This window comes from Dyadobacter psychrophilus, assembly GCF_900167945.1.
Lineage (GTDB): Bacteria > Bacteroidota > Bacteroidia > Cytophagales > Spirosomataceae > Dyadobacter > Dyadobacter psychrophilus.
The window spans coordinates 181575-198750 of the sequence record NZ_FUZA01000004.1 but is presented as its reverse complement, the minus strand read 5'-3'; the positions used below and the strand labels follow the sequence as shown (position 1 = coordinate 198750).

Below are 17176 nucleotides of genomic sequence, written 5' to 3'. Positions count from 1 at the left end.
TTAGAGAATCAGTTATTAAGGTGAAATTGAGATTAAAAAGGAGAACCACTTAGTTCTCCTTTTTTTATGCCTTTTAGGAGCATTTTTATTTCAAGCAGCGGCAAGGCTCGACCCATCTGCCTTCTGCTCCTGATTCGCTCTGATCCTTTCAAGATATATATTGGCAAATGCCAGCAGTACGAATCCAAGAAAAAATTGAATGTAAGTGAATTGCATCAGTACATGGGACCAGCTGAGGTCCTTCATGAAAAATTCCTTATACAGCAAGAGGGCCACACTTCCCAGGTAACCAATGCTTTCGCAGATGTAAACAAAGAAACCCGCATTGGCCTTCATCCGGAAAAGAGCGATCATGCGCTCGAATACCACCGTTTGCAACACTGTGTACGCCAGGAAAGTCCCAAGTCCCACCATCAGCATCCAGTAAAAACCATTGATTGCACCTTTCTGAAAAAGAAATGTCCCTGCGCCTAATAATGTCACAGACACAAATAGGATCAGGTTAGTTAGCCGGAAACCCTTTACATTATCCCGCACAAAAGCCAGACTTCCAATAATTACTAGCACCACCACGCCCGTGATCATTTCTGTTGTCGTAAAGACGCTGCTTCCCCAGTTCGCATCGATTTCGTTCCAGATCTCAATCGTGAAATTATCCCTGAAATCACGCAGTACGACGAGCGTGGCGTAAAACACGACCAGACAAACGATCGGAAAGCCAAATTGCGCCATCACAACGCGTTTATCTTCCTTCGTCATCGGCTTGCGCTCTGTTCTTAACTGGATGTCCTCAGGCGTCGGCTTAGGAATTACCGAAAGCATCCACACAAAAAAGCAGAAAAACGGCAAAAACAATGCACCCATAAAACCTGGCATCCAGAATTCCGAAATGCGGGGAAGCATGGTGTGCAGCTCAATGTAAGTGGTTTTTAATATCCCGGAAGCCACCACAACGCTGATATTCAGCCCCATAGCAAGCATTTCGGTAAACCTGCGCCCTTCCAGAAAACTGAAAACAACTCCATAAACCATCCCAAGCGGCAAGCCATTGATAAACAGGAAAATAAAATTGTAAGGGTAAGGAACGAGTCCGAAGAAAAGCAATGCGATTTCCGCAACGAGAATTAATGAGATAATAAGTTTAATCCGGGAGCTATGTTTCAGCTCCGAAATGACCTTGATCCCGGCAAATTTGGAAAGTGTATAACCGGCAACCTGCGAAATAATCAGGATCGCCTTGTAACTGACATCGCCCAGTTCAAGTCCCTGATACAGACCTGCGTTAAAGGGTTTCCTGAAAGCATACATACAAAAATAGGCTCCAAAAGAGGCAATAACGGCCCAGGCAATGAACAGCGTGTTGGAACGCTGCAATGCTGTTTGTAAACGCATAGCACCGGTTTTTATGAATTACACAAAGACGGAGGCCTTTTCAAGGGCGTTTTCGAGGATCAGCAAGGCTTCGCGCAACTGCTCGCGACTAATGATCAGCGGTGGCGATAGTTGCAGCACATTCCCTTGCGAAACTTTAAAACTCAAACCATTTTTGAGGCACTCGTACATCACAATTTCTGCTTCCTTTATGGCTTTTTCCTTGGTGTCTTTGTCTCTCACTAATTCAATCCCCCACAACAATCCTACGCCCCTCACATCGCCGATCAGCGGGAATTTATCTTCTAATTTTTGTAATTCAGCTGCCATGAAAACGGCATCTTCCTGCACTTTTTCCAGGATCCGGTTTTGCTCCATATAGTCGAGCATCGCTAATGCGGCCACGCTCCCCAGCGGACTTTTTTCATGTGTAAAATGCCCCAGCGAGACGCTTTGGGCAATGTTATGCGATTCGCGGGCAATGATGGCGGCCATGGGCATGACGCCTCCGCCTAACCCCTTTCCTAAACAAATGATATCCGGCTCAATGTCATAATGTTCAAATGCGAACATCTTTCCCGTCCTGCCGAAGGCAATGGGAATCTCGTCGAGAATGAGTAAAACTTTGTGTTTCGTGCATATTTCACGAACCCTATTCCAATACGCTTGTGAGGGTATCTGGACATCCGTATTCCTCATGGTTTCGATCAAAAAAGCACCAATATCGCCCTCCTTTTCAATGACATATTCCAGATAATCCGCATAAGCCAGATCACCGTTTCCTGCATTGGCAAATGGTCCGCGATAAGTCATAGGTGGCGGAATGCGTTCTACACCTGGCATAAGCGGGCCCATATCTTTGCGAAAATCCAACTCACCGCCAGCAGAGATCGCATCCAGCGAAGCGCCGTGAAATGAATCCCAAAGCGAAACGACTTTGTGCTTTCCTGTCACAATGCGTGCCAATTTCAGAGCAATACTGATCGCCGACGTGCCTCCCGGTGCAAAAAGCACACGATTAAGGTTGCCGGGTAACAGACTTCCCAACTTTTTTGCCAGCTCAATCGCCGGGACATTGGTGTAACGCCTCGGTGAAAAGGGCAGGATATCGAGCTGTTCTTTTAATTTTTTAATAATGTAAGGATTCCGGTAACCGAGCTGGTGCACATTGTTGCCATGGAAATCCATATAAGTTTTACCCTGAATGTCAGTCAGATAAATCCCTTCGCAGTAAGCTAGCACATCCAGGCAAGGCGTTGACAACGACTGGTGCAGGAAATGCTCCGCATCTTCTTCCAGGTAGGAAACAGTTTCCGGATCGCTTATCACAGCATACCAATCCCGGCGTGCATCTGACAAATTGATATCCCCCTCCGTTCTGTTATGTTCCGCCATATATGACTAATAATGAGATTCCTGCATCCTGAAAAATAAATTATTTCGCGCTCTTCCAGAGATTTTCCGGTTCTTTAAGACCTTCAAATGCAGGCTTCACCGGGCGACCGATCCAGGCATATGGCTGCTGAACGCCGAGCACAAATGCAATCGTAGAAGCAAGGTCATAAGTGTAAACCTCCTGCTCGATCTTGTATCCCTTTTTCACATCCTTACCGTAAAAAATCCCCGCAATCTCGGCTTCCTGAGGTGTAGCGCCGCCGTGACCTTTGTTAAGTCCGCCATGATCCGCCCAAACGATCACCAATGTTCTGTCCATTATCCCGGCATCTTTCAAGCCCGAAAGAATTTTCCCGATCAGCGAATCGGCTTTGGCAACGGATTGATAATATTCCGGCGAGCCGTGGCCGCCGTGATGTCCTGCATGGTCTACGTGATCGAAATGCACAAAACCCAAAGCCGGTTTTTTGGTTTTTATATAATTGATGAAATCCGTTGCAGTGGAATCCTCAGTACCAAAACGCTTGTCGTAATTCACAGCGTCTTTTTGAAATAACCTTCCAAAACCATCCCAATGATACACCACGCCAATTTCGGCCTTAGGATTCGCCTTCTGAAATATACTGAAAATTGTGGGAAAGCGCCCGTCCTTTTCCTGCACGATCGGCGGCAAAGTGTGCTTATCAATTTCCCAATCATTGTTGATAATGCCATGTTGCTCAGGTCCCGCACCCATGATCATGGACGCCCAGTTCTGGCTGCTCGCGGAGGTTAGCACCGTGCGCACATTCCATTTCACGCTGCCATTAGCGATCATATCATGCAATACGGGCGATTTTCCTTTGTTAATGCCATCCGGACTTAGCCCGTCCACACCAATAACGATCACATGTTCAATGCCTTTTGGCCTGTCTTTTTGGGCAAAGCAAAAAGAAGAAAACGCTGCGAATGATAAGAGAAACGAAATTCTGAGCAACATATATTAAGGGTTTAGGATTCACTATAAGTTCCGCCGATCACCTCATCGCAAAGGCCGAAAGAGAGCGACATGCCCGCCCCGCCAAGTCCATTGATGATTGTGACGCCTTGTTCGGGCTTTAAGACGATTTCCGTCTTGCCATTTGTCATTTTTGGATAGATCCCATTCCAGGTTTGGGAAACTTTGGGTGATTTGAACTGCGCAAAAGTGCCGAGATAATCAAGGATCATTTTATTGATAAATTCGCGGTCGAACGGGTCAAATGTGAGCGCATACTCATGCGAATCGCCCACGGTAATCTCGCCCAGACCGTTTTGGGAAGCCATTACGTGAATGCCCCATTTGAGATATTCGCTGTATTCTTCCTGATATCTTGCTTTTAAACCTGCCAGTGAAGGTGCGGCTTTGAAACCGTCGTAATGGATCAGTGAAAGTCCGCCGCACAGTGCCGGGCCGATTTTCCAATCGTTGGGCTGTGCTTCCAGTCGGAGCATTTGTAATTTACATTTGGTCAAAGGCGCTGCTGCGAACTCCGCCGGATATAATGTCTCAAAATCCTGTCCGCTGCAAACAAAAATTTCATCCGCCGACCAGCTTTTGGAGCCGGATGAAACATTGGGATAATTGATTTGCGAAATGACCGTGTCCCAGTAAAAGGTTACACTCCACTTTTCCTGCAAGTAACGCGCAACGCCAGCAATGGCCTCCCGCGGGTCCACGATCATTTCATCCGCAGAATATAGTGAGCCTAACAAGCCGTTTCCATTCACCGCTGGCGACATTTCTAATGTTTCAGCAGCATTCAGGACTTTCACAGGCCGGTAACCGCTTACCTCCACAAACTCTTTGATTGCTTGCAACTCGTCATTCTTATAAGCCATATGCAAGCTGCCGCCTTCAAAAAACCAGCATTTAGCCTCCGTAAGCGTTTCCTTCCAGATGCTTTTGGCCTTCAATGCCCGATTATATAATGTTCCCTCGGGCTGCCCGATTGGCCACACCATCCCAAAATTCCTGATAGAGGCGCCGACAGCTTTCGAAGAACGCTCGATGACCGTAACCTGATAACCTCTTGACACCAAAGCCCTTGCCGTGGCTAATCCTACAATGCCTGCTCCAATAACAATAGCAGATTTACTCATCCTGATGTTGTTAAAAATTGCTATTTGTGAACTTCGCCAGCGTAAGCCGGGCTTTCTGAAATGATGGCAACCACGTCCGCAATGTCGTCAATAATATGCGTGGGTTTGTAAGGAAGCAGCTGGTCAGCCGTGAATGCGCCGGTGGTTATCCCGATCACATATTTGCAGCCTGCATTAATGCCTTCATTGATATCAACCTCAGTATCACCAACTTTCGCGACATTATTTGCGGAAGTAATGTTGAGTTTCTGCATAATTTTATTGATCATATCAGGATAAGGCCGTCCATAAGGCACCTCATCACTGGCAACCAGACAGTCGATTTTATCTTCCCAACCAAGCCGGCTGATAATCACATCCGCAATGTCCCGTGAAAATCCGGTGTTCAAAGCGATCTTCACGCCAGCCTCGCGCAATGTTGCAAAAGTCTCTTCCACATGCGGCAATGGCCCTATTTCCTGTGTGGTGCTGTAAAATTGGATCATTCCGTTCACGAAATGCGTATGAATGTCATTTACCAGCGCGTCTGTAATTTTCGTCTTATCCGCTTCGCGCGTTTCGAGCATCATCCTGATAGCCAGCGGCTTCTCATATCCCATTAAAGGATTTACAGCTTCAATGGCAATGTTATAACCCTGCGATTGCATTGCTTGCTGAAAAGCAATTCCTACAAAATTTTTGTCCTTGACAGTGGTCCCTGCCATGTCAAAAACAACAAGTTCTATTAACATCTTTGCATATATATTGGTGAACAAATACTGAATTTCTGGAAAAGGGCTTAGGTAATCTCGTTAATCTAAAAAATGCCTGGAAGTGCGTGAAAGCGCGATTGAGAACCATAGCGATCCTGTTGAGGCACAAAACTAGTGATATGCCCGAGAAATAAAGTTAAGTAAATGTTAATTAATATTTAACATTTACCCCAAAAATAAACAAGAAGTTAAGCTTCGTTGAAGAAATAGATCACCAGCAGCAACACTTCGTCACCATTGATACATTTAGGGTTATGCAGCTCGTTAGCATCGAAAAACATCGAATCGCCCTGATTCAGGACATATTTATTTTTGCCAACCGTATATTCGACCGACCCTCGCAACACATATTTGAACTCGTAAGCATTAGTGCGAACCATCGGGCGCTTGGCATCTTTTTCGAGACGGAGCAGGACCACGTCGATGTGGTTGTCTTTGAATTGTTTACTGAATATGCGATGATAGTAGAAGCCTTTGGCGTTTTCTTTGGTAAAAGGCTGATATTCTTCCTTCCGTCGTATGAGCACATTATCGCCCGGAGCGGTCGAAATTATGTCTTTGAAAAACACATTCAAATCAATGTCGAGCGCCTTGATCAGGCCGAGCATAACGGGAAGCGAGGGAATGGTGCGGCTGTTTTCGATCTGCGAAACGAGGCTTTTAGTAACTCCTGCTTCGTCAGCGATTTCCTGTAACGTAACGCCCTTATTTTTCCTGACTTCCTTTAATTTATTGCTGATCTGAAAAAGAATATCCTCCTGCATAATCCCGAAAATTGTTGCCTTTTGCCTTTAAATATGCCACAAGGTAATTTTTATTTTTTGTATAAAACAAAATCTCCCGGTTCATGGAACGGGAGATTTGCAACACGTTGTGTAATCGCTATGTTAGGCCAGCATATCTGTTATATGACTGTGGCTAAACTTATCTTTCACATTTTTCAACGATGTTTTCATGGCTAACAGCATTGCTTTTTGAAAATTCGGCCCGAAGCTAACCCTGGCAACACCCAGGTTTTGCAGCTTACTAAGTTCAGGCGTCCCTTTCGTAATTAATATGTTTATGGGAACAGCAAACTCATTGACCAGCGTAGAGATATCAGACTCTTCCCGTACAAAAATGGGGTAAACTCCATCCGCCCCCGCGTCCGCATAGGCACATCCGCGCTCGATGGCCACTTTTAGTTTCTCGTCATTTGTAAGCGAACTTGGTTTCAGAAAAACATCGGTTCTGGCATTAATAAACAACCGGACGCCTGCTTTTTCGGCTACTTTCCGGATCAATCTGATGCGCTCAACCTGCAAATCAACAGGCAACAGCTCATTGGTTTTCGGGTCGCTATCCTCTATATTAATCCCCGCAACGCCTGTCGCCAGCACTTTGCGGATATTGGCCTTCAATCCCTGCAAATCAGTGGCATAACCGGATTCGATATCGGCGGTTACAGGCACTTCAACCGCATTGACGATTTGCGTGATTACATTCAGCGCCTGGTCAAAAGGGATTTTTTCGCCATCCTGGAAACCATTGGCGCGCGCGATAGCCGCACTGGCAGTGGCGACAGCCTGATAACCGGTTTCTTCAAGCAATGCAGCACCCGCAACATCCCAAATGTTAGGCAAAACCAGCATTTGCTTGCTGTAATGCAGCTTTTTAAGCAGATCTGCCTTTTCTGATTGTGAGCTTTTTCTTTTCATTTTTAAGATCGCTAAGCACAACAAACTTACCCAAGAACAGGACTATTAAAATGATCCATTTTGATTTTTTTGAATAGTCCATTCAAATCGTAAAATTGGCAACATCTCGCCGTTCAAGCATTCAAGGCAATATTTCAATGGTCTTAATATTGAATTTTTTAACTTTAAAAATCGCTTAACAATACAACATCATTGCCGACTGACGACCGATCGCCGGTCGCTGAAAGTTATTAGACATCAAAATCATGAAATTCAGAAAACTCGGAAAAACTGACGAAAAATTATCTGCGATTGGACTTGGATGCATGGGCATGAGCATCGCTTATGGCCCGACTGACGATGCCGAAAGCATTGCCACATTGCATAAAGCGCTCGATTTGGGAATCAACTTCTGGGACACTGCGGATATGTATGCCAATGGCCAGAATGAAGAATTGATTTCAAAAGTGTTGGTCCCAAACCGCGATAAAGTTTTCATAGCTACGAAATTCGGCTTTCGCTACAGGGAAGATTCGGGTGATGCAAAAAATGCTAACGGCTCGTACTTTGACGGATCGCCCGCCTGGATGAAAACTGCCGTTGAAAACAGTTTGAAACGCCTCAAAATCGACACAATCGATCTGTATTATGCCCACCGTATTGACCCAAATGTGCCCGTTGAAGAGATGGTTGGCGCTATGAGTGAGCTGGTAAAGGAAGGAAAAGTGCGTTATCTGGGACTAAGCGAAGCTTCTGCCGCATCAATTCGGAAGGCACACGCTGTGCATCCCATCGCGGCGTTGCAGAGCGAATATTCTATGATTACTAGAGATCTGGAATCGGAAATCCTGCCAACGGTGCGCGAACTGGGCATTTCGTTGGTTCCGTTTTCGCCATTGGCAAGGGGATTGGTGACCGCAACATTACAGGTTGACGCATTAGCTGAGACTGATTTTCGTCGGACATTACCGCGTTACCAGCAGGAATACGCCGATAATAATGCCAAGCTGGTCAAAGGTTTTGCAGAAATTGCTTCCAATAAAAATTGCACGCCCGCACAGCTTGCGCTCGCATGGGTGCTGGCACAGGGAGAAGACATCATCCCTATTCCGGGGACCAAAAAGCGCAAATATCTGGAAGAAAACGCAGGTGCGCTGGAAGTGGAATTGTCAAAAACCGACTTAGCGACCATTGACGAACTCGTAGCGCGATACCCAGACACGGGCGAGCGCTATAATGAGGGCGGCATGCAGCTGGTGAACCATTGATATTTACGTCAAAATAAAATATTGCTATTCCATGCATTTATGTTAAAAAATCCTCCATAGTGCACATTAAGCCATTTTTAATATTGTATTTATATTAAATCACCACTCACTGGTAGTTTATTTATTTTATATTTGATAAAGCATAACCCTTGCCAACTGTAAATTTCGATGACCCACTTTCAACACTTTTCCGATGACGAGCTGGCCGCTTTGATGAAGGAGGGCGAAGAAGGTGCATTCGACGAAATTTACAACCGGCATTGGGACAAGCTTTTCTATGCTGCCCACCGCATGGTGAAGTCAGCCGAAGTGGCTGAGGAAATTACGCAGGATACGTTTATGCTGTTCTGGATGAAGCGGGAAACGCTGGAAATCCAGTCGCTTAAACCGTATCTGGCCGCAATGCTCCGCTATGAGGTGTATCGCTATCTGGCTAAATCCAAACAGGAGCAGGAATTGGAATTGTCGATCAAACAACAGGCGGTAACCTCGGTTTCCATAGACCAGGAGATTGAGAATAAACTACTTTTGGAAATTATTACGAACCTTACAAACCGCCTTCCAGAAAAATGCAGGCTCGTTTTTCAATACAATAAATTGCAGGACAGATCTTTACCGGACATTTGTGAGGAGCTGAACATTTCGCCCAAAACAGCCGAAGCGCATTTGACCAAAGCATTGAAAATGGTCCGTTCCAACCTGAGCGGCGTCACGCATCTTCTTCTGCAAATTGTGCTCCTTGCCAAATTTTAAGGTACTTCCATAAATTTTCTAAATTTTTTATTCTACAACTAAGGGGTTTTGCTTCCTTCTCCCCTCTAAGTAATGCAAAGGGTTTATCTGCTTTGCAATGACACAAGAGTACATCAGACAGCTTGCCGTAAAATTTCTCAACGGGACAGCCTCGGAAGAGGAAAAAGAGATATTGCATAAGTGGTACGACAGCCTGAACCCGGACGTGCCCGAAACCGAAACCGTCTTCACGCGCAACCCTGAAACGGCGAACGATATGAAGGAACGGATGCTGGCTAATATGAAAGCATTGCAGCAGCCCGCTCACAAAACCCTCGATTTTACGCTCATTAAGCGATTAGTTTCATGGTCAACAGCCGTAGCGGCGCTTGTGATTGCCGGTTTTATTTTTTGGACAAATCAGCATAAACCCGCCGAAACGGGTATCCTGCTCGTTCAGGCACCTTTGGGCAAAACATTGAAAGTAACATTGCCTGACGGCTCGTCCATCTGGCTCAATGCAGGTTCCAGCCTCACTTATCCGCATTCATTTTCGGGAAAAACAAGGGAAGTTGTTCTGAAAGAAGGCCAGGCGTTTTTCGATGTGAAACACATGACCCACAAGCCTTTCATTGTTCATGCCAAAACCTTGAATATTACAGTTTTGGGAACGTCATTTGATGTAAAAGCTTACCATAATGATCGGGATATTAAAGTAACTGTCAAGACGGGCAAAGTAGGCGTGACCATGCGCGATAAACCTGAACATCCAGCATTAATGTTGCTTCCGGCAGAACAGGCGGTTATTCCCGAAAAAACAACCAAAATCCATGTTAGCGAGATCAGCAAGCCTGCTATTGCGCCTTGGAAAGATAACAGAATGGTGTTTGAAGATGAATTACTATCCGAAGTCTTTCATGCATTGGAAAGAAAGTACAAGCAGCACATTGTCGTGGAAAAGGCCGATTTATCCGCTGAAAAAATATCCCTGACCCTCGATGATCAGCCGATTGGCGATGTCTTGAAAGTGTTGGGTTTCTCCAAAAAATTCAATTATTCACAATTAAACGACAGCACGATTGTAATTAGATAAAAAGCACTGAAAAATGGGGCTGGCTTTCCAGGAAGGCGGGCTCAAAAAACAGAAACCGGGAACACTGCGAATGTCCCCGGCAATGAATGTCCCTCTGCTATGCAATGCTTCGAACCATCAATAGCGAGAACGGGCGCGGTTTAACAGGTTAACCATTAAACATCCAAACAAATATGGTGAATTATTACCATAAGGGACTCCCCTTATTCAAAAAATTTATGCGCATTTCGACGCTTATTTTGGGCATTAACATGCTGACTGCGGCTCTTTTGGTAGCCGGCACAAGCGAGGCTCAGCACGTCAACATGGATGTGCGGCAGTCGAGAGTGAAGACTGTTTTCAGACAAATTGAACAGCAGACCGGCGTCACTTTTGCATTCGACGAAAAGCTCGTCCGTAATGCGCCGCAGATCACGCTTTACGCCATGGGACTGCCCGTGCCGGAAATCCTGAAAATGATCGAAAAGCAAACTTCGCTGGAATTCAGGCAAGTGGGCAAAATGATCGGGGTTACAGAAAAAACCAAACAGGAAATGGAGCGAGAGGCGGCGGAAATCCAGTCGCAATATCTCTTGCGGCCTATTAAAGGTAAGGTTACCGACGACAAAGGCGAAGCATTGCCCTCCGTTGCGATCCGCGTGAAAGGGACAAACGACGGAACGATGACGGATCTGGACGGAAATTACAGCATTGATGTGGCTGGCGATGAGTCCATTCTGATTTTCAGTTTCATTGGCTTTACTGCGCAGGAAACAATGGTAGGCTCGCGTTCCACATTGGATATCAAGCTTTTGCCGGATGTTTCTACGCTCTCCGAATTGGTTGTGACGGGTTATGGCGCGCAGCGCAAAAAGGATTTGATCGGCGCCGTTTCTGTTGTGGATGTGGAGCAATTGAAACAAACGCCTGACGGACAAGTTGCTAACCAGTTGCAGGGAAGAGCTTCCGGCGTTACCATTATCGGCTCCGGCCAGCCTGGCGAAACACCGCAGGTGCGTATCCGCGGTTTGAACACTTTTGGAAATAACTCACCTTTATATGTTGTTGACGGCGTTCCCACGACTTCAATCAGCGACCTGAACAGCAATGATATCGCTTCCATGCAAGTGCTGAAAGATGCCGGTTCTGCCTCAATTTACGGTTCACGCGCTGCAAATGGGGTGATCATCATTACGACCAAAAAAGGAAAAGACAAGGTTAAAGTGAGTTACAGCGCCTGGTATGGCATGCAAACGCCGCCAAAAGGGAATGTCTGGAACACATTGTCGCCGATGGAACAGGCGCAATTGAAATTTCAGGTGCAGCGAAACGAGGGAGCAACCGTGGGCGACGACCAATATGGCTCAGGCCCTAATCCAGTTTTGCCGGATTACATTCTGCCAACGGGCGCTAAGGAAGGCGATCCCGGTACGAATCCCGACCTCTACTATGTGAACCCTGAATACACATCGGTGGATGATTTCAACAAATTCAACCAGATTGTAAAGGCAAACAAAGAAGGAACAGACTGGTTTCACGAGATCTTCAAACGCGCGCCTTCAACGAGCCATAACATTTCGCTGAGTGGCGGAAGCGATCAGGGAAGCTATTTGTTTTCTCTCAATTATTTCAACCAAAAAGGCGCTCTAACCAACACTTATCTGAAACGCTATACATTGCGGTCAAACAGTCAGTATAACATTGGCAAGCACATTCGCATTGGTGAAAACCTTGCTTTTTCCGTTTCGGATAATCCTAAAAGTGCGCTTTCTGACGGCGGGTCGGCCATTGCGTTTTCATTCCGCATGCAGCCGATCATTCCCGTTCGTGACATTATGGGCAATTATGCGGGAAGCCGCGCGGCGGGCATGGGCGATGCGTTCAACCCGGTTGCAATGCGTGATCGCACGCGTTACGACAAAGGTTTGGACAACCGCTTGTTTGGTAACGTGTTTGCTGAAGTGGATTTGTTCAAAAATTTCACTGTCCGCACGAGTTTTGGTGGTGAAAATTATTCAGGCCGCTGGAATTCTTTCTCTTTTCCAACTTACGAAAACAAGGAAAACAGCAACACCAACACCTATTCCGAAGGCGCTTACTCTGGTTTCAACTGGACGTGGACCAATCTCGTGACTTTTCACAAAACCATGCAAAAGCACGACCTGACCGTTGTTGCAGGAACAGAAGCGTATAGTGGTAAGAGTTACGATCTGGGTGGCGATACGCAGGGCTATTTTTCCTTCAATCCCGATTATATGAACCTGGGAACAGGATCGGGCACAAGAAGCAATTACAGCAGTCGTTCAGCCGACGCATTGTTCTCGCTGATAGGGCGTTTGGATTACATTTATAATGATAAATATCTTTTTGGAGCCATTATCAGGAGAGACGGATCTTCGAAATTTATAAATAAAAGATATGGCCTTTTTCCTGCCGTGAGTGCGGGATGGCGTATTTCTCAGGAAGATTTCATGAAAGGCATCACCTGGCTGGACGACCTGAAATTGCGTGCAAACTACGGAGTCATGGGAAATCAGATCAATGTGCGGTCTGGTAATGCATTCACAACTTACGGTTCCAATCGCCGAAGCTCCTATTATGACCTTTCAGGCACAAGCGGGTCAGGCGCAAATGAAGGATTTGAGAAAAGCCAGATCGGAAACCCGGATGCCGTTTGGGAGAAAAACATCAGTACAAACATTGGTATTGACGCCACATTCTTCAAAGGCAGGCTGGACGTGATCGCGGATTACTATGTAAAAGATGTGAAGGACCTTTTGTATAATCCAACATTGATCGGCACAGCGGGCGGCGGCGCGGTTCCTTATGTGAACATTGCGCAGATGAAAAACAAAGGGGTCGATTTGCAGATCACTTCCCGCTTTGACATTGGCCGCGACCTGAAATTGAATGCGACGGCGACTTTCACGACTTACAACAACAAGATTTTGAAAGTAACCAACAGCACTAATTATTTTGATCTGGAAGGACGCGGATTTGATGGCCATTCCATTGTGAGAAACCAGGTTGGTAACTCAATTGGTCAGTTTTTTGGTTATAAAGTGATTGGTTTCTGGAATTCCGAAGAAGAAATTGCTACGGCCAATGCGCAGGCCGTTGCACAGACCGGTGATGAAAATGCGGTGTTCCAGGATGGCGCTTCATTGGGACGGTTCCGTTACCAAAACACCAACGGCGACGGCCAGATCACCGCCGCTGACCGCACCATTCTTGGCAATCCAAACCCGGATTTCAGTTATGGTCTGAATCTTGGTTTTAATTACAAACAGTTCGATTTCAGCTTGTTCCTTTACGGCGTTCAGGGCAATCAGATCTGGAACCAGACGCTTTGGTGGAGTGATTTTAACTCGTCAAGATCGGGAGCGAAAAGCCAAACCGCACTTTACAATTCCTGGACGCCAGAAAATCACAATGCAAAAGCACCGATCCAGGAAAATTCCAGCTCATTCAGCACGATCAATGTTCCTAACTCTTATTTCGTGGAAGACGGCTCTTACCTGCGTGCGAAAAATGTCCAGCTGGGTTACACATTCTCACCTGCGTTTCTGAAAAAGATCAAAACACAGCAGTTCCGGATTTACGTGCAGGCCACAAACCTGTTCACATTGACCGGCTATTCTGGCCTGGACCCCGAAGTGAGCAGAAATGCAGATGGTAACCCAACCGTATTCGGCATTGACGAAGGCTCCTACCCGTCTTCGAAACAATACACGGTGGGCATTAATCTTACTTTTTGACATTTACCAGAGACTGACATGAAAAAGGGATTTCGATATATCATGGCTTTTTGTCTGATGACCAGCCTTTCGGTTTTGCAGGGCTGCAAGGACGATTTTTTAGATAAACCGGTTCAGGGCGCATTGGGCGACGAAGTGCTTGCCAATGAAAAAGGCGTTGACGGCTTATTAACCGGCGCTTATGCAGCATTGGACGGACAGGGCGACTTCAACGGGGGAAGTGGCTGGGAAGCGCCGCCGGATAACTGGGTTTACGGTTCCATTCCGGGCGGCGATGCGCACAAAGGCAGCGATGGCGGTGATCAGACGCCCATCAATTCCATAGCAACATTCGCTGCCGGGGCTGATAATGGTTTTTTCAACACAAAATGGCGTGCACTTTACGAAGGTGTTTCACGCGCCAATGCCGTTTTGAAAGTCTTGGCTTTGGTAACCGACATTTCAGCGGAAAGTAAGGCTAACATTGAAGGACAGGCGCTTTTCCTGCGGGCGCATTATTATTTTGAGGCTAAAAAAATGTGGAACATGGTCCCCTGGATAGATGAAACCACAACGGATTTTAACCAGCCGAATGATAAGGACATCTGGCCGATGATCGAAGCGGATTTCAAAGCTGCTTACGAAAAGCTGCCCGCGACCCAGACATTGGTTGGTCGCGCAAACAAATGGGCGGCAGGCGCATATCTGGCCAAAACGTATTTGTATCAACGCAAATTTGCAGAAGCAGCAACGCTTTTCGCGACCGTGATCAGCAGCGGCGTCACTTCCAATGGTCTGAAATATGATCTAGTTTCATTCAAAGACAATTTTGACGCAGCCACGAAAAACAATGCAGAGTCTGTTTTTGCAATCCAGATGGTCGCCAACGACGGAACTTTGGACATTACCAACGCCAACATGGGCGGTATGCTTAATTTCCCTTACGGAACCGGCGCTCCCTTTGCTTGCTGCGGATTTTTCCAACCCACGCAAATGCTCGTAAACAGCTATCGCACAGATGCAAACGGCTTGCCATATGTCGACGACTTCAACAGTCATGCAGTTAAAAATGACCTGGGTGTTGCCTCTGCCACTGCATTTGTCACAGACGCCGGTCCGCTCGATCCACGCCTAGACTGGACCGTTGGCCGTCGCGACGTTCCTTACCACGACTGGGGACTGTTCCCGGGCATGAACTGGGTGCGTGACCAGCGTTACGGCGGCCCGTATGCCCCGAAAAAGAACATTCACAGACAAAAAACGCAGGACCTTTACGCGGATCTGAGTTCCTGGGCGCCGGGAAATGCGATCAATGTACTCGTGATCCGTTTTGCCGATGTACTGTTGATGGCCGCCGAAGCCGAAGCAAATGCAGGAAGTCTGGCCAAAGCTGAGGAATACGTAAACCGCGTAAGAACGAGAGCAGCAGACAAAACCGGCTGGCTTTACAAATACATTGACAACAAAAATCCGCTAGCCGGATTTTCCACAACGCCAGCCGCAAACTACGTTGTAAAACCTTATCCAACCGGCACGCTCGCAGCAAAAGGCAAAGACAATGTTCTGAAAGCCATCTACTTCGAGCGCGGCATCGAACTTGCCATGGAAGGCCACCGCTTCTTCGACCTCGTTCGCTGGGACCAAGCTGACAAAACTCTAAACAGCTTCTTCGGCTACGAATCCAAAATCACCACCGACCTGGTCGGAGGGAAATTTATTAACGGGAAAAACAATTACTTCCCGATTCCGCAGTATCAGATTGATATGAGTGTGGTGAATGGGGCTGCAATGTTGAAGCAGAATCCGGGGTATAATTGAGGAATTTTGAGTTTAATGTAAATGATTGGAGCACTGCCGGACTCGGGTTCGGCAGTGCTTTTTTGATGACAAGACTTAGAAAGTCTTCATCCCACGTTTCTTCCTCCCAACAAATTCATACTTCTTTACTTTAAATTTTTCCACCTCCTTTTCCAGGATCTTATTTGCTTTCTGAATCATTTCGGTCTGGGCTTTGACGGTGATAAGCAAATCATTCATTGCTTCTATATTATCGAGTTGAGCAAACACGATTCTTTCTAAGTGTGCTTTTGTGTATTTCATGGATTGTGATTTTAGCTTTGTAATGTTTGCAAAGATATCATTTATGCTTTTAAAGCTATATTTAAATATTATAAATATTTTATATATGCTTAAAAAGCATTTTTTATCTGCGAATGATGTTTTTCTTACTGTGTATTTTGCAAGTAAAAAGACAGATACACATTAAAGGCATGAAAAAAGCGAGTAACCGCATTAAAGCCGTTTTAGCAGAGCAAGGCAAAACTAACAACTGGCTTGCTGAGCAATTAGGAATGAATAAGACAACCGTTTCAAAATGGTGTAGAAACCAAATGCAGCCAACGATGGAGACGCTTTTTGAAATCGCTGAGGCTTTGAATGTAGATGTGAGAACCTTGCTGGTATCTAATAAGCAAGCATCTTGATAGGAGCAAAAAAGTCACTCACCTTGTCACCCTGAGCGGAGTCGAAGGGGGCGTTACTCCTAGGTGGTAACGCCCCCTTCGACTCCGCTCAGGGTGACAGGGTGAGTGACTTTATATCACCCTCAACTCCGGATCATAAAACCTTTTCCACACCTCAATGGTCTCCTCCAAAGTTTCGGGTGGGGATGATAGGTAATCTTTGATCTTTGCTAAATTTTCGGAATGAACGTCCTTAGCGGTGTATTTGATGAGGTCGGTGAGCAGGGCATCGATCTTCGAAGTGTCGTTGCGCCAGTTTTTGCTGTATTTTGTAAACCACTCTTCATTTAGGAAGACAACACCTGAGTAGCGGTAAACGTCTGAAAAGCCGAATGCGTCTATGACGATGGGTTCGGTGGGCCATTCTTCGTCCAATGCTTTGTCGCTGAATCTCTCCCGGCCGTCGCCTAGTAATGCAATAAATCTGTATGTTTTGACTGTCATGAATGAGCTGGTTATGCTTTCTGATGTGGCCGAATTTCGGTATTAATGCTGAATCCTGAAAATTATCGTGCCTCTTCCAGAGCGGA

At 46.1% G+C, this 17176-nt stretch carries 15 protein-coding genes; 6 read left to right on the top strand and 9 right to left on the bottom strand.

All coding sequences use genetic code 11. From position 1 onward, the window contains the following. Nucleotides 1-90 precede the first annotated feature (90 nt). The 7 genes from B5X68_RS16820 to B5X68_RS16790 form a co-directional block, all read right to left on the bottom strand. Nucleotides 91-1392, bottom strand: a complete 1302-nt coding sequence (locus tag B5X68_RS16820; RefSeq protein ID WP_082215919.1) for a DUF5690 family protein — start codon at nucleotides 1390-1392, stop codon at nucleotides 91-93. An 18-nt stretch (nucleotides 1393-1410) separates the two neighbouring features. Further along, the gene (locus B5X68_RS16815) at nucleotides 1411-2766 is read right to left on the bottom strand and encodes an aspartate aminotransferase family protein (protein ID WP_082215918.1); all 1356 of its coding nucleotides are present in this window, start codon (nucleotides 2764-2766) and stop codon (nucleotides 1411-1413) included. Between the two features lie 40 nt (nucleotides 2767-2806). After that, the gene (locus B5X68_RS16810; protein WP_229208454.1) at nucleotides 2807-3745 is read right to left on the bottom strand and encodes an alkaline phosphatase family protein; all 939 of its coding nucleotides are present in this window, start codon (nucleotides 3743-3745) and stop codon (nucleotides 2807-2809) included. Between the two features lie 11 nt (nucleotides 3746-3756). Beyond that, the gene (locus tag B5X68_RS16805; RefSeq protein WP_082215917.1) at nucleotides 3757-4887 is read right to left on the bottom strand and encodes a TIGR03364 family FAD-dependent oxidoreductase; all 1131 of its coding nucleotides are present in this window, start codon (nucleotides 4885-4887) and stop codon (nucleotides 3757-3759) included. A 20-nt stretch (nucleotides 4888-4907) separates the two neighbouring features. After that, nucleotides 4908-5618, bottom strand: a complete 711-nt coding sequence (locus B5X68_RS16800) for an HAD-IA family hydrolase (protein ID WP_082215916.1) — start codon at nucleotides 5616-5618, stop codon at nucleotides 4908-4910. 209 nt (nucleotides 5619-5827) lie between these two features. Next, nucleotides 5828-6403 (bottom strand): helix-turn-helix domain-containing protein, encoded by a 576-nt coding sequence (locus tag B5X68_RS16795; protein WP_082215915.1) that lies wholly within the window; start codon nucleotides 6401-6403, stop codon nucleotides 5828-5830. Between the two features lie 123 nt (nucleotides 6404-6526). Continuing rightward, the gene (locus B5X68_RS16790; RefSeq protein WP_082215914.1) at nucleotides 6527-7336 is read right to left on the bottom strand and encodes an isocitrate lyase/PEP mutase family protein; all 810 of its coding nucleotides are present in this window, start codon (nucleotides 7334-7336) and stop codon (nucleotides 6527-6529) included. A gap of 245 nt (nucleotides 7337-7581) precedes the next feature. Here B5X68_RS16790 and B5X68_RS16785 point away from each other — a divergent pair, with 245 nt between their 5' ends. The 5 genes from B5X68_RS16785 to B5X68_RS16765 all read left to right on the top strand — a co-directional run bounded on the left by B5X68_RS16785 (nucleotide 7582) and on the right by B5X68_RS16765 (nucleotide 15942). Continuing rightward, nucleotides 7582-8583 carry an aldo/keto reductase gene (locus B5X68_RS16785; RefSeq protein WP_082215913.1) on the top strand — a complete coding sequence of 334 codons (1002 nt, stop codon included), beginning with the start codon at nucleotides 7582-7584 and terminating at the stop codon, nucleotides 8581-8583. Between the two features lie 168 nt (nucleotides 8584-8751). After that, entirely contained in the window at nucleotides 8752-9336 is a 585-nt protein-coding gene (locus B5X68_RS16780; RefSeq protein ID WP_082215912.1) for an RNA polymerase sigma factor, read from the top strand. 97 nt (nucleotides 9337-9433) lie between these two features. Beyond that, nucleotides 9434-10408, top strand: coding sequence for a FecR family protein (locus B5X68_RS16775; protein ID WP_082215911.1), 975 nt, complete (start codon nucleotides 9434-9436; stop codon nucleotides 10406-10408). Between the two features lie 218 nt (nucleotides 10409-10626). Then, nucleotides 10627-14145 carry a SusC/RagA family TonB-linked outer membrane protein gene (locus B5X68_RS16770; RefSeq protein ID WP_170916668.1) on the top strand — a complete coding sequence of 1173 codons (3519 nt, stop codon included), beginning with the start codon at nucleotides 10627-10629 and terminating at the stop codon, nucleotides 14143-14145. An 18-nt stretch (nucleotides 14146-14163) separates the two neighbouring features. Beyond that, nucleotides 14164-15942, top strand: a complete 1779-nt coding sequence (locus B5X68_RS16765) for a RagB/SusD family nutrient uptake outer membrane protein (protein WP_082215909.1) — start codon at nucleotides 14164-14166, stop codon at nucleotides 15940-15942. Nucleotides 15943-16017: 75 nt separating this feature from the next. On the opposite strand, the gene B5X68_RS16760 is transcribed toward B5X68_RS16765, so the two are convergent. Continuing rightward, on the bottom strand, nucleotides 16018-16224 hold the full coding sequence (locus B5X68_RS16760; protein ID WP_082215908.1) for a hypothetical protein: 207 nt from the start codon (nucleotides 16222-16224) through the stop codon (nucleotides 16018-16020). 170 nt (nucleotides 16225-16394) lie between these two features. Between B5X68_RS16760 and B5X68_RS16755 the strand changes: the two genes are divergently transcribed. Further along, nucleotides 16395-16607, top strand: a complete 213-nt coding sequence (locus B5X68_RS16755; protein WP_082216154.1) for a helix-turn-helix transcriptional regulator — start codon at nucleotides 16395-16397, stop codon at nucleotides 16605-16607. Nucleotides 16608-16718: 111 nt separating this feature from the next. Here B5X68_RS16755 and B5X68_RS16750 read toward each other — a convergent pair whose 3' ends face one another. Continuing rightward, entirely contained in the window at nucleotides 16719-17090 is a 372-nt protein-coding gene (locus tag B5X68_RS16750; RefSeq protein ID WP_082215907.1) for a hypothetical protein, read from the bottom strand. Nucleotides 17091-17176 lie beyond the last annotated feature (86 nt).